The 13,626-nt window shown below is 70.6% G+C and carries 11 protein-coding genes; 7 read left to right on the top strand and 4 right to left on the bottom strand.

Annotation, left to right across the window (positions count from 1 at the left end; all coding sequences use genetic code 11):
- Positions 1-57: 57 nt before the first annotated feature.
- The 3 genes from ACGH2B_RS06940 to ACGH2B_RS06930 all read left to right on the top strand — a co-directional run bounded on the left by ACGH2B_RS06940 (position 58) and on the right by ACGH2B_RS06930 (position 2,946).
- A complete protein-coding gene (locus tag ACGH2B_RS06940; protein ID WP_399085683.1) occupies positions 58-1,758 on the top strand; it encodes a methylmalonyl-CoA mutase in 1,701 nt (566 codons plus the stop codon).
- A gap of 139 nt (positions 1,759-1,897) precedes the next feature.
- Entirely contained in the window at positions 1,898-2,737 is an 840-nt protein-coding gene (locus ACGH2B_RS06935) for a helix-turn-helix domain-containing protein (RefSeq protein ID WP_399085680.1), read from the top strand.
- Entirely contained in the window at positions 2,734-2,946 is a 213-nt protein-coding gene (locus ACGH2B_RS06930; RefSeq protein ID WP_399085677.1) for a DUF397 domain-containing protein, read from the top strand. The genes ACGH2B_RS06935 and ACGH2B_RS06930 overlap by 4 nt, the downstream gene beginning before the upstream one ends.
- 259 nt (positions 2,947-3,205) lie before the next feature.
- On the opposite strand, the gene ACGH2B_RS06925 is transcribed toward ACGH2B_RS06930, so the two are convergent.
- Positions 3,206-3,877 carry a TetR/AcrR family transcriptional regulator gene (locus tag ACGH2B_RS06925; protein WP_399085674.1) on the bottom strand — a complete coding sequence of 224 codons (672 nt, stop codon included), beginning with the start codon at positions 3,875-3,877 and terminating at the stop codon, positions 3,206-3,208.
- Between the two features lie 339 nt (positions 3,878-4,216).
- Here ACGH2B_RS06925 and ACGH2B_RS06920 point away from each other — a divergent pair, with 339 nt between their 5' ends.
- From ACGH2B_RS06920 to ACGH2B_RS06905, 4 genes are all read left to right on the top strand, one after another.
- The gene (locus ACGH2B_RS06920) at positions 4,217-5,182 is read left to right on the top strand and encodes a tetratricopeptide repeat protein (RefSeq protein ID WP_399085671.1); all 966 of its coding nucleotides are present in this window, start codon (positions 4,217-4,219) and stop codon (positions 5,180-5,182) included.
- Positions 5,183-5,782: 600 nt separating this feature from the next.
- On the top strand, positions 5,783-6,400 hold the full coding sequence (locus tag ACGH2B_RS06915) for a DUF6230 family protein (RefSeq protein ID WP_399085668.1): 618 nt from the start codon (positions 5,783-5,785) through the stop codon (positions 6,398-6,400).
- Between the two features lie 288 nt (positions 6,401-6,688).
- The gene (locus tag ACGH2B_RS06910) at positions 6,689-7,231 is read left to right on the top strand and encodes a DUF6114 domain-containing protein (protein WP_399085665.1); all 543 of its coding nucleotides are present in this window, start codon (positions 6,689-6,691) and stop codon (positions 7,229-7,231) included.
- Positions 7,221-8,528 (top strand): hypothetical protein, encoded by a 1,308-nt coding sequence (locus tag ACGH2B_RS06905; protein ID WP_399085662.1) that lies wholly within the window; start codon positions 7,221-7,223, stop codon positions 8,526-8,528. Before ACGH2B_RS06910 ends, ACGH2B_RS06905 begins: the two co-directional genes overlap by 11 nt.
- A 73-nt stretch (positions 8,529-8,601) precedes the next feature.
- Here ACGH2B_RS06905 and pyk read toward each other — a convergent pair whose 3' ends face one another.
- Genes pyk through pta form a run of 3 tightly spaced genes read right to left on the bottom strand, consistent with a single transcriptional unit; the run spans position 8,602 to position 13,487 of the window.
- Positions 8,602-10,026 (bottom strand): pyruvate kinase, encoded by a 1,425-nt coding sequence (gene pyk, locus ACGH2B_RS06900; protein WP_399085659.1) that lies wholly within the window; start codon positions 10,024-10,026, stop codon positions 8,602-8,604.
- 60 nt (positions 10,027-10,086) lie between these two features.
- Positions 10,087-11,298, bottom strand: coding sequence for an acetate kinase (locus ACGH2B_RS06895; protein WP_399085656.1), 1,212 nt, complete (start codon positions 11,296-11,298; stop codon positions 10,087-10,089).
- Between the two features lie 44 nt (positions 11,299-11,342).
- Positions 11,343-13,487 (bottom strand): phosphate acetyltransferase, encoded by a 2,145-nt coding sequence (pta, locus tag ACGH2B_RS06890; RefSeq protein WP_399085653.1) that lies wholly within the window; start codon positions 13,485-13,487, stop codon positions 11,343-11,345.
- Positions 13,488-13,626 lie beyond the last annotated feature (139 nt).

Here is a 13,626-nt window from a genome sequence, read left to right as displayed (position 1 = left end):
GACATCAGGGGCGCTTGCCATCGACAAGTAGTTGGACGTCCTAGTAAATTCGCGGGTATGGACGCCGACGCGATCGAAGAGGGCCGCCGCCGCTGGCAGGCCCGGTACGACTCCGCGCGCAAGCGCGACGCGGACTTCACCACGCTCTCGGGCGACCCCGTGGAGCCCGTCTACGGCCCGCGCCCCGGCGACACCGTCGACGGCTTCGAGCGGATCGGCTGGCCCGGCGAGTACCCCTTCACCCGGGGACTGCACCCCACCGGCTACCGGGGCCGCACCTGGACCATCCGCCAGTTCGCCGGCTTCGGCAACGCCGAGCAGACCAACGAGCGGTACAAGATGATCCTGGAGGCGGGCGGCGGCGGCCTCTCCGTCGCCTTCGACATGCCGACGCTGATGGGCCGCGACTCCGACGAACCGCGCGCGCTCGGCGAGGTCGGCCACTGCGGCGTCGCCATCGACTCCGCCGCCGACATGGAGATCCTCTTCAAGGACATCCCGCTCGGCGACGTCACCACCTCCATGACGATCAGCGGCCCCGCCGTCCCCGTCTTCTGCATGTACCTCGTCGCCGCCGAACGCCAGGGCGTCGACCCCGGCGTCCTCAACGGCACCCTCCAGACCGACATCTTCAAGGAGTACATCGCCCAGAAGGAGTGGCTCTTCCCACCCGAGCCGCACCTGCGGCTGATCGGCGACCTCATGGAGCACTGTGCGGCGAAGATCCCCGCGTACAAGCCGCTCTCCGTCTCCGGCTACCACATCCGCGAGGCCGGCGCGACGGCCGCGCAGGAGCTGGCGTACACCCTCGCCGACGGCTTCGGCTACGTCGAGCTGGGCCTCAGCCGCGGCCTGGACGTCAACACCTTCGCCCCCGGCCTGTCCTTCTTCTTCGACGCGCATCTCGACTTCTTCGAGGAGATCGCCAAGTTCCGCGCCGCGCGCCGCATCTGGGCCCGCTGGATGCGCGACGTCTACGGCGCGACCAGCGAGAAGGCCCAGTGGCTGCGGTTCCACACGCAGACCGCCGGTGTCTCGCTGACCGCCCAGCAGCCGTACAACAACGTCGTCCGCACCGCCGTCGAGGCGCTCGCGGCCGTCCTCGGCGGTACCAACTCCCTGCACACCAACGCCCTCGACGAGACCCTGGCGCTCCCCAGCGAGCAGGCCGCCGAGATCGCGCTCCGTACCCAGCAGGTGCTGATGGAGGAGACCGGCGTCGCCAACGTCGCTGACCCGCTGGGCGGTTCGTGGTTCATCGAGCAGCTCACCGACCGGATCGAGGCGGACGCCGAGAAGATCTTCGAGCAGATCAAGGAGCGCGGCGCCCGGGCCGTCCCGGACGGGCAGCACCCCATCGGTCCGATCACCTCCGGCATCCTGCGCGGTATCGAGGACGGCTGGTTCACCGGCGAGATCGCCGAATCCGCCTTCCGCTACCAGCAGTCCCTGGAGAAGGGCGACAAGAAGGTCGTCGGCGTCAACTGCCACCACGGCTCGGTCACCGGCGACCTGGAGATCCTCCGCGTCAGCCACGAGGTCGAACGCGAACAGGTCCGTACCCTCGCCGACCGCAAGGCCGCCCGCGACGACGCCCGCGTCACCGCCGCCCTCGATGCGATGCTCACCGCCGCCCGCACCGGTACCAACATGATCGAACCGATGCTGGAAGCGGTCCGCGCCGAGGCCACCCTCGGCGAGATCTGCGACGCGTTGCGGGACGAGTGGGGGGTCTACACCGAGCCCGCCGGGTTCTGAGCGGAGGCGCGGCCGGACGGCCGCGCCTCTCCGCCCCTTCCACGCCCAGGCAACTCCTCTCCGTAGCCGTTCCGCTACGCAGCTCATGCGGTTGGCCTAGGCTGGGGAACGTCTTCAACGTTCCGTATGGGAGGGCGCGTTGGTCAATATCAAGGAGTTGAACCCCGACGCGGGTCCGCGGGCGGCCTTCGGGGCGCGCGTACGCCGCGCTCGTGAAGCGCGGGGGTGGTTGCAGGAAGAGCTCGCCGAGCGGGTCGGCTATTCGAGCACGCACATCTCGGCCGTGGAAACCGGCCGCAAGCCGCCGACGCTGCGCATGTCGCGCAGTCTTGACAAGGTATTCGGTTTCACGGGAACGGCGGATTCGTTCGAGCGCAGATGGGGGACGATCCGGAACGGCAGCTTGCTGGAGGGGTATCCGGAGTACGTGGGGTACGAGTCCCGGGCGGTCGAACTCCGAATGTTCCAGATCGGGGTCATTCCGGGGCTGCTCCAGACGCCCGCGTACGCCCGTGCCTTGGAAGAGGGCAACGTGAAGCGGGGCACGCTCACGCCCGAACAGGCTGATGAGCGCGTCACGGTTCTGATGGATCGGCAGGCGGCGCTGGTGCGTCCCAGGCCGCCCACGATGCTCGTGGTGATGGACGAGAGCTGCCTGCGTCGTCCGATCGGTGGCGCCGCGGTGATGGCGGAGCAGTTCCAGGCGCTCGTGGAGTTCGCGGCGCTGCCGAACACGATGCTGCAGATCGCTCCGTACGCCATAGGAGAGCTGCGGCCCTTCAATCTGCCGATCAACCTGCTGACGATGTCGGACCGCTCCATGATCGCGTACGCGGAGTCCCAGGCGCAGGGGCAGTTGGACCGCGAAGCGACGTTCGTACTGTCCGCGCTGTCGGCCTACCATCAGTTGCAGGCGGAATCGCTGTCCCAAGCCGAATCCGTGGCCATGATCGAGCAGTTGCGAAAGGGCTCCCCGTGACAATCGACTCCTCCCCTCTGACCTGGTTCAAGTCCTCCTACAGCGGCAACGGTGGTGAATGCGTGGAGGTGGCCGCCGACCTGGTCTCCTCGCACGGCGTCGTCCCCGTCCGTGACTCGAAGGACCCGTACGGCCCGTCCCTGAGCGTTCCCGCCACCGCGTTCGCGTCCTTCGTCGCGGGCGTCAAGGCGGACGGGTTCCGCGCCTGAGCCAGGCGGACATACGGCGAGAGCCCCGCCCGGTCCTCCGATTCGGAGGACCGGGCGGGGCTTTCTTCCGGCCTTCCGGGGCCGGGGGCAGCCGTTCGGGGCGGGGCGGGGACGGTGTCCGGCCGGGGCGGGAGGGCGGTGTCGTCCGACGCCGGGTGGAAGCGTTGAATCCGCTGGCCAGTCGGGTAGTTGGGCCCCCAAGGGGGGCATCGAACCCCTACGGGATCGGCCCTACGGGATCGGCCCTACGGGATACGCCCTACGGGTTCAGCCCTACGGGGCTCCCCGCCCGCCCCTCTCCCCCCACCCCCGCCAGTCCCGTCAGCAGGATGGTGGCGAGGCGTCGGGCCCAGGCGGGGTCGACCGGTTCGGCGGAGACCAGGGTGCGGTGGACGATCGCGCCGGCGATGACGTCGAAGATCAGGCCCACGGTCTCGGCGGCGGCGTGGGCGCCTTCGGGGTCGGGCGGGTCCGGGGGGAGTTCGCCGCGTTGCTGGGCGCGCTCGCGGCCCAGGATCACCAGCCGGATCTGCCGGTCGACGATGGTGGTCCTGATGCGTTCGCGCAGCGCCGCGTCGGCGGTGGACTCGGCGACCACCGCCATCAGCGCCGTCTTCGTCTCGGGCCGCTCCAGCAGCCTGCCGAACTGGAGGACGACGCCCTCGATGTCGGCCTGGAGGCTGCCGCGGTCGGGGAGTTCCAATTCGTCGAACTGGACCGCGACGGCGTCCACGGCCAGTTCGTTCTTGTTGGCCCAGCGGCGGTAGAGCGTGGTCTTGGCGACTCCGGCGCGGGTGGCGACGTCGCCCATGGTGAACCGGCCCCAGCCCAGATCGACCAGGGCCGCCCGCGCGGCGTCGAGGATCGCGCGGTCGGTCTCGGCGCTGCGCGGGCGGCCCGTGCGGCGTTTCCGGGGGCAGGAGTGCGGCATGCGGGCGACCATACCGGCCAGTAGGGCCTTTTTCGGTGCGGCTCGTGAGGCAGATCACGGGGGCGGCTTTCCGGTGAGGGGTGCCGCCGCGGGACCGCCACCAGTTACGCTACGGGTCGTAGCGTAAGAGCGATGATCACACCGGCCCGGGTGGGGACCCGCGGCCACACGAAGGGCCTCGCGAGAGGCCCGCATCGGGCGCCAGGCCCGGCCGTGCACCGCACACCGGCGGAGTGTACGGACGGCCCGAGCACCCGGGAAGAGGATCCGGTGCGGCCCTCGGGCCGGATTTTCCGTATCGCTTTCCGGAACGGGCCGTTCAGGGGGGAGGATGGACCCATGCAGCCACGCAACATGTCCATGAGCGGAGTCGTCGACCTCGCAGCGGTGAAGGCCGCCGGGGAGGCGAAGCAGAAGGCCGAGCAGGCGCGCGCCGAAGCGGCGCGTACGGGCGGGACGCCCGCCGCCGGTACCCCCTTGGTGTTCAACGTCGATGAGGCCGGGTTCCAGCAGGACGTCCTCCAGCGCTCCACCGAAGTGCCGGTCGTTCTCGACTTCTGGGCCGAATGGTGCGAGCCGTGCAAGCAGCTCGGTCCGCTGCTGGAGCGGCTGGCCGGTGAGTACGCCGGGAAGTTCGTGCTCGCCAAGGTCGACGTCGACGCCAACCAGATGCTCTTCCAGCAGTTCGGGGTGCAGGGCATCCCCGCGGTCTTCGCCGTCATCGCCGGGCAGCCCGTCCCGCTGTTCCAGGGCGCGGCCCCCGAGGCGCAGATCCGCCAGGTGCTCGACCAACTGATCCAGGCCGCCGAGCAGCAGTTCGGCATCGTCGGCGCCCCCGTCGCCCCGCAGGGCGGGGAAGCCCCGGTGCCCGCCGAGGCCCCGGCCGGTCCGTACGACGCGGCGCTCGCGGCCGCCGGTGCCGCGCTGGACGCCGGTGATCTGGGCGGCGCCGTGCGGGCGTACAGGAACGTCCTCTCCGACGACCCCGCCAACCCCGAGGCGAAGCTCGGGCTGGCCCAGGCCGAACTGCTGCAGCGGGTGCAGGACCTCGTCCCCGCCGACGTCCGCAAGGCCGCCGCGGAGAACCCGGCCGATGTGCAGGCGCAGATCCGCGCCGCCGACCTCGATCTGGTCGGCGGTCATGTCGAGGACGCCTTCGGCCGTCTCGTCGACACGGTCAAGCGGTCCGCCGGTGACGACCGGGAGGCCGCGCGGGTGCGTCTGCTGGAGCTGTTCGAGGTGATCGGCGGGGACGACCCGCGGGTCGTCTCGGCGCGCACCGCGCTCGCCCGCGTCCTTTTCTGACGGTCTCGGGACCCGTCCGGCGGCCGGTACGTACACCGGCCGGGTAAAACGATCAGCGGCCACGCTTTACCAAATCTTGGTAATCGTGGCCGCTGTTACTCGTAGTAAGTCCAACAGGGTGACGTGTCGGCATGTAGCCGGGAATGCCTCGTATTTCCAGGACTGGCGTCGCAACGCTGTGTGCCTGTGCGATATCGGTCGGTCGCGGCCCGGTGATCTGCCCGTTACCCGCAAGTAACGAACCCCTTGTGCGGCGGCGTGGAATGCACCACGATCGGCCACGCTCGGTCCATCTCCTTCAGTCCGGCAGCCGGCCGGCACCACGGGCAGATGGGTCCCCACCGAGTGGTCGGCGGCCCCTGCTGCCGGCCTTGGACAGGGGGGTCCCCGCCGTCAACGGCAGGGCCTGTCCAGCAGGTTGCGCGAGAGCGTGGCCAGTGGTTGTCGCTCGGGGGTGATCGCCGGTATCCGGAACGGCTCGCGCCTTCCGGACACGGCGCTCTCCTTCCCGAGGACGTAGCACTTCTCCCATCCCGGGTACCACGGAGCCCCTACGGGTCCGCCGGTGCCGGAGATGTACGTCCGAGAAGGAGGAAAGTCATGGAGTCCCTGGCTCGTGGCGGGACCAGATGGAAGCGGTTCGCCGTCGTCATGGTGCCCAGCGTCGCGGCGACCGCCGCGATAGGCGTCGCCCTTTCGCAGGGCGCCCTCGCGGCATCGTTCAGCGTGTCCGGCCAGCAGTTCAAGGTCAGTACCGACCGGCTGGACGGCACCGGATTCGTCCAGTACGGAGCGGTCGACGCCCAGAAGGACGGCAAGCAGGTACCGGTCGCGGTCTCGGCGTTCTCCGACGCCAAGATCAAGAACCTGTGCCAGTCGGTCGTCGTGCCGGTGCCGGTCTTCGGCGATGTGTCGATGAAGCTCATGGCCGGTGGCGGCAGTACGCCGGTCGTGGCGAAGAACCTCTACATCGACCTCGATCAGCTTCAGGCCGACGCGACCTTCAAGAACATCAACATCGGTGTTGCCGCCGGGTCGTCGTCCAAGGGCCCCGGCATGAAGAAGGGCGACAAGGCCGATCCCGGTTCGTTCGCCCAGGAAGCCGACACGGCCACGCTGACCGGCGTCAAGCAGACGGCGTGGGCGACCACGGCCGGCACGTTCAAGCTGAGTGGCCTGCAGATGAAGGTCACCAAGGGCAAGAGCGAGTGCTACTGACGCACTGAGCGTACGGGCGCGGGGGGCGGGGCCACGGCCCCGCCGTGGTGACCCCGCGCCTGTCCGCCGATGGCGTCAGCAGTCATCCAGTCCAGCCCAGAACCACCGATGTGCCAGTCCCGAGGAGCTGTACGGCATGAGCGAACCTCGCGAGCGAAACATGGGCAGGTGCGCGCCGCGGGTGCGGGGCGGAGCGGAGCGAGGGTACGGCATACACGCGCTTCGCGAGCGGAACAGGGAACGGTGCGCGCCGCGGGGACGCGGGGCCGAGCGAAGCGAAGGTATGGCATGAGCGCCGATACGCGACCACGACTGAACGAGAACCTCGGACACAAGCGTCTCGCGTTCCGGCAATGGCGCGGGCAACGTCCGTTCTGGGCCGGTCTCCTGACGCTGCTGGCCGGTCTGCCGATCATGTACTTCCCCTACGCGAACCTCACGATCGGCTCGCTGACCGTGCGGATGGCGACCACCGCCGGTGCCGGATCGCTGATCATCGGCGTGCTGTTGGTCGTCCTCGGTCTGACGCTCTGGTTCCAGCCGGCCTCGCGGGTCTTCGCGGGAGTGGCGGCCATCTTGCTGTCCCTCGTCTCCCTGGTCGTCTCGAACTTCGGTGCCTTCCTGATCGGCTTCCTGCTGGGACTGTTCGGCGGGGCGCTCGGCGTCTCCTGGGCGCCGGGCCGGGCGGCGGAGGGCAGCGGGCCGGAGGGCACGCGGGCCGGAGGGCAGCCGGTCACGGCCGGTGCGGCTCCGGGACCGGGCGACGGACTGGACGACCTGTCAGGAACGAGCCCGACCAACGGAACGAACGGGAGGCACCGTGCCGGGTGACGAGCTGCACGAGAACGCAGCCGCCGGGGCGAGATCCGGACCGAGGCACGCGGCGCCGAAGAAGCCGCTGCTGACACGGTTCCACGTGCCCGCGGGCAAGGCGATAGCCATCGCCGCGATGCCGTCCGCCGTGCTCATGGGCATGGGGTTCACGCCCCAGTTGGCGGTGGCCAAGCCGGCGCCCGAGAGCCCCTTCAAGGACGGTCCGTGCGTCACCGCCCCGGACAAGCAGGAGCGGGAGGCGCAGGCCGAGGAGAAGGCCGCCAAGGAGAAAGCCGCCAAGGACAAGGCCGCGAAGGAGAAGGCCGCCGAGGAGAAGCAGGACGGCCGGAAGGCCGGCGAGGACGGGAAGGCGGGGAAGACGCCGGGAGCGGGCAGCCCGTCGCCCGGCGCGTCGCCGTCACCGTCCGGCTCCCCGTCCGGCAACGGCGGCTCCGGAGCGTCCCCGTCCACCACCCCGTCGCCGTCCCCGTCCACGGATGACGACGGCAACCCCTGGTACGACCCGCTGGGCTGGGGCAAGAAGATCGAGGACGCCCTCACCCCCGGCGGCGCGAAGGACACCGGCGCGAAGGACGGCGGAGCGGGAAGCGGCGAGGACGCCGCGTCGCCGTCCCCGTCCACGACCCCGGACGCCGGATCGTCGAAGGATCCCGGGAAGCCCGGGAAGAAGGTCACCGATCCCGTACGGGACACGGTGGACAAGGTCACGAAGCCGGTGAAGGACGCGGCGGACGAGGCCACCGGGAAGCAGGACGACGACGCGACGCCCACGCCCACGGCCGGTGCCGGCGCTCCGGACGCGGACGGGAAGAAGCCGTTCCCGTGCGTCGTCGAGAAGAAGTCGGACGGTACGGACGAGCAGCCGCCGTCCACCGTCCCGAACGACCCCTGGCACCTGGAAGCCACCTCGCTGACGCTGAAGGAGCTGGACTACAAGGGTGTGGTCAACCTCCGGACGCCGAACGGGCGGACCAAGCAGGCGCTGAAGTTCACCGCCGGCGGGATCGACATCGGTGATCTGCACCAGATCGTGGACGGGCCGAACGGCCTGAAGTACCACGTCCGGTCCACGCCGGGCTCCACGTCGACCATCCGCGACGGGCAGGTCACGCTCTACACCGAGCGGCTCCAGGGCAACCTCTTCGGGCTGATCCCGATCGTCTTCGACCCGGAGCACCCGCCGCCCATCAACGTCCCGTTCGCGTACTTCACCAAGGTGAAGCTCGCCCAGGCGGGGCAGTTCGGCGGCACGCTGCACGTCCCCGGTCTGCACGAGACCATCGAGAAGAACTGACGGAACGGCGAACGGCGGTGGCCGCCCCCGGTGTGGGGGCGGCCACCGCCGTTTCCGCGTCAGCGGCGTGGGATCAGCTCTCGCCGCCCAGCCGGTGGACGCGGACCATGTTGGTGGTGCCGGGAACGCCGGGGGGCGAACCGGCCGTGATGATCATGGTGTCGCCCTCGTTGTACCGCTGGAGCTTGAGCAGCTCCGCGTCGACGAGGTCCACCATCGCGTCGGTGTTGTCGACGTGCCGCACCACGAACGTCTCCACGCCCCAGCTCAGCGCGAGCTGGTTGCGGGTGGCGGCGTCGGTGGTGAAGGCCAGGATCGGCTGGGCCGCGCGGTAGCGGGACAGCCGGCGGGCGGTGTCACCGGACTTGGTGAACGCCACCAGCGCCTTACCGCTCAGGAAGTCCGCCATCTCGCACGCCGCGCGGGCCACCGCACCGCCCTGCGTCCGCGGCTTCTTGCCCGGGACCAGCGGCTGGAGCCCCTTCGACAGCAGCTCCTCCTCGGCCGCCTCGACGATCTTCGACATCGTCTTGACGGTCTCGATCGGGTACGCGCCGACCGACGACTCCGCGGAGAGCATGACCGCGTCCGCGCCGTCCAGGATCGCGTTGGCGACGTCGGACGCCTCGGCGCGGGTCGGCCGCGAGTTGGTGATCATCGACTCCATCATCTGGGTCGCCACGATCACCGGCTTGGCGTTCCGCCGGCACAGCTCCACCAGGCGCTTCTGCACCATCGGGACCTTCTCCAGCGGGTACTCCACCGCGAGGTCACCGCGGGCCACCATCACCGCGTCGAAGGCCATGACGACCTCCGCCATGTTGGCGACCGCCTGCGGCTTCTCGACCTTGGCGATGACCGGGACGCGGCGCCCGACCTCGTCCATCACGCGGTGGACGTCCTGGACGTCCTTGGCGTCGCGGACGAAGGAGAGCGCGACCATGTCGCAGCCCATGTTCAGGGCGAACTTCAGGTCCTCGATGTCCTTCTCGGACAGGGCGGGGACGTTGACCGCCGCGCCGGGCAGGTTGATGCCCTTGTGGTCGGAGATCACACCGCCCTCGATGACGATGGTGCGCACCCGCGGGCCGTCGACGTCGACGACCTGGAGCGCGACGTTGCCGTCGTTGATGAGGACCGGGTCGCCCTTGGAGACGTCGCCGGGCAGGCCCTTGTACGTCGTGCCGCAGATGGTCTTGTCGCCGGGGACGTCCTCGGTGGTGATGACGAACTCGTCGCCGCGCACCAGCTCCACCGGTCCGTCGGCGAAGGTCTCCAGGCGGATCTTCGGGCCCTGGAGGTCGGCGAGCACGCCCACCGCGCGGCCGGTCTCCTCGGAAGCCTTGCGGACGCGGTGGTACCGCTCCTCGTGCTCCGTGTGGGTTCCGTGGCTCATGTTGAAGCGGGCCACGTTCATCCCTGCCTCGATCAGCGTCTTCAGCTGGTCGTAGGAGTCGACGGCGGGGCCCAGGGTGCAGACGATTTTCGAACGGCGCATGGGCTGAATCCTATCGGTTTTGTTTCGGAGCGGAATATTCCCTCGGGGGCGGGCGCGGAGCTAGGCGGTGACCAGGGCGTATGTCTGGCGGGCGATCTCCAGCTCCTCATCCGTCGGGACGACGGCGACCGCGACGGAGGCGCCCTCGGGGGAGATCAGCCGCGGCTCGTCGGACCGTACGGCGTTGCGGTCGGCGTCCACGGCCATGCCCAGGCCCTCCAGACCGGCCATCGCGGCGGCGCGCACCGGGGCGGCGTTCTCGCCGACGCCCGCGGTGAACGCCACCGCGTCGACCCGGCCGAGCACCGCGGTGTAGGCGCCGAGGTACTTCTTCAGCCGGTGGATGTAGATGTCGAAGGCGAGGGCCGCCGCCTCGTCGCCCTCGTCGATACGGCGGCGGATCTCCCGCATGTCGTTGTCGCCGCAGAGCCCGACCAGTCCGCTCCGCTTGTTGAGCAGGTCGTCGATCTCGTCGGCGGACATCCCGGCGACCCGCTTGAGGTGGAACGTCACCGCCGGGTCGATGTCGCCGGAGCGGGTGCCCATCACCAGGCCCTCCAGCGGCGTCAGCCCCATCGAGGTGTCCACGCACCGGCCGCCCGCCACCGCCGACGCGGAGGCGCCGTTGCCCAGGTGCAGCACGATGACGTTGACCTCGGACGGGTCCTTGCCCAGCAGGTGGGCGGTGCGCCGGGAGACGTAGGCGTGCGAGGTGCCGTGGAAGCCGTAGCGGCGGATGCGGTGGGCGTCGGCGGTGGCCACGTCGATGGCGTAGCGGGCCGCGTGCTCCGGCATCGTGGTGTGGAACGCGGTGTCGAAGACGGCGACCTGCGGCAGGTCCGGGCGGAGCGCCTGGGCGGTGCGGATGCCGGTGATGTTCGCCGGGTTGTGCAGCGGTGCGACCGGCACCAGCCGCTCGATCTCGGCCAGGACCACCTCGTCGATGACGGTCGGTGCGGTGAACTTCAGCCCGCCGTGCACCACGCGGTGGCCGATGGCGGCCAGTTGCGGGGAGTCCAGGCCCAGCCCGTCGGCGGCAAGCTCCGCGGCGACCGCCTTCAGCGCCGCGTCGTGGTCGGCGATCGGGCCGTCGGTCACCCGCCGTTCGCCGCCGGCGGCCAGCGGGGTGTGCGTCAGCCGCGAGGTCTCCTCACCGATCCGTTCGACGAGCCCGACGGCCAGCCGGGCGCTGTCCGCCATGTCGAGAAGCTGGTACTTCACCGACGAGGAGCCGGAGTTGAGGACGAGGACGCGGGTGGGGTTGGCAGTCATGGAGCGCTTTCCGGTGGGTTGCGGGACGGGGCGGACGGGCCGGTTCAGACGGCGCCGGCACCGGGCGGGGCGCCCTGGGCCTGGATCGCGGTGATCGCCACGGTGTTGACGATGTCCTGCACCAGCGCGCCGCGCGAGAGGTCGTTGACCGGCTTGCGCAGCCCCTGGAGGACCGGTCCGACGGCGATGGCGCCCGCCGAGCGCTGCACCGCCTTGTACGTGTTGTTGCCGGTGTTGAGGTCCGGGAAGATCAGCACCGTCGCCCGGCCCGCGACCTCCGACTCGGGCAGTTTGGTGCGCGCCACGGACGCGTCGACCGCCGCGTCGTACTGGATCGGGCCCTCCACCAGCAGGTCGGGGCGGAGCTTGCGGACCAGTTCGGTGGCGCGGCGCACCTTGTCGACGTCGGCGCCGGAGCCGGAGGTACCGGTGGAGTACGACAGCATCGCGATCCGCGGCTCCACCCCGAACTGCGCGGCGGTCGCCGCCGACTGGATCGCGATGTCGGCGAGCTGCTCGGCGTCCGGATCCGGGTTGACCGCGCAGTCGCCGTAGACCAGCACCCGGTCGGCCAGACACATGAAGAAGACCGACGAGACGATCTGCGCGTCCGGCTTTGCCCTCCCGTCACCCGCCACCGCCCCGTCCGACGCGCGACGCGCGGCCCCTGTGGTCTTGATGATCTCGAACGCCGGGCGGATGGTCGCCGCCGTGGAGTGGACCGCGCCGGAGACCATGCCGTCGGCCAGGCCCTCCTGCACCATCAGCGTGCCGAAGTACGAGACGTCGGCGACCACGTCGTACGCCAGCTCGTAGCCGACGCCCTTGTGGGCGCGCAGTTCCGCGTACCGCTCGGCGAAGCGTTCGCGCAGCGGGGACGCCTGCGGGTCGATGATCTGCGCGTCCGCCAGGTCGATGGCGAGGTCGGCGGCGCGCTTGCGGATGGCCTCCTCCTCGCCGAGCAGCGTCAGCGCGCAGACGTCGCGGCGCAGCAGGACGTCGGCGGCGCGCAGCACCCGCTCCTCGGTGCCCTCGGGCAGCACCACCCGGCGCCGCCCGGAGCGGGACCGTTCGATCAGCTCGTGTTCGAACATCATCGGCGTGACCCGGCCGGAGCGGTCCACGGAGATACGGTTCGTCAGCTCGGCGGTGTCCACATGCCGCTCGAACAGGCCCAGCGCCGTCTCCGCCTTGCGCGGCGCCGCGGCGTTCAGCTTGCCCTCGACGGCGAACAGTTCGGCGGCGGTGGGGAAGGAGCCGCCGGGCACCGAGATGACCGGGGTGCCGGGCGCCAGCCGGTTCGCCAGGGCCATGATGTCCGGGCCGGGCCGCTCGTCCAGGGTCAGCAGCACCCCGGCGATCGGCGGGGCGCCCGCGCTGTGCGCGGCGAGCGAGCCGATGACGAGGTCGGCGCGGTCCCCGGGTGTCACCACCAGGCAGCCCGGCGTCAGCGCCTTGAGGAACGTCGGCAGCATCGCGCCGCCGAAGACGAAGTCGCGGGCGTCGCGGGCGAGCCCGGAGTCGTCGCCGAGCAGCACCTCGGCGCCGAGGCTGTGCACGAGCTGCCCGACGGTCGGTGCGGAGAGCGCGCCGTCCTCCGGCAGGGCGTAGCAGGGCACCGGCAGCCGGGCCGACAGCCGCTCCGCGACGGCCTTCTGCTGCTCGGGGGCGACGCGGTTGACGACGAGGGCGACGACGTCGCAGCCGAGCGAGTGGTAGGCGCGGTAGGCGTTGCGGGCCTCCGCGCGGACCGATTCGGCCTCCTGGTTCTGGCCGCCGACGACCGGTATCACCGCGGCGCCGAACTCGTTGGCCAGCCGGGCGTTGAGGCTCAGCTCGTCCGGCAGTTTGGTGGCGGCGTAGTCCGAGCCGAGGACCAGGACGTACTCGTACTCCCCGGCCACCGCGTGGAAGCGCTCGACGAGCTGGGAGACCAGCTCGTCGGTGCCGTGTTCGGCCTGGAGGTCGGCGGCCTCGTCGTAGCCGAGGCCGAAGACGGAGGCGGCGGGCTGGGTGAGGCGGTAGCGGGCCCGCAGCAGGTCGAAGAGGCGGTCCGGTCCGTCGTGGACCAGCGGGCGGAAGACGCCCACCCGGTCGACGTGACGGGTCAGCAGCTCCATCACGCCCAGCTCGACGACCTGACGGCCGTCGCCGCGGTCGGTACCGGTCACATACACGCTGCGTGTCACGCGTGCTCTCCGTCCATCCGATGTCGTCAGGGGCAGATCAGCGGGACTGCCGGAGTAGGGTCGGAAACAGCCGTTATGGCGGGCTCGCCCTCTTGACAATACCCGCGGCTCTGGATAAGCCGCGCGTCCCAGTTTCCCC

Source organism: Streptomyces sp. BBFR2, from assembly GCF_044497305.1.
Classification (GTDB): Bacteria; Actinomycetota; Actinomycetes; order Streptomycetales; family Streptomycetaceae; genus Streptomyces.
Note: the sequence above shows the minus strand (reverse complement) of the source record. Positions and strands in the feature narration are given on the sequence as shown.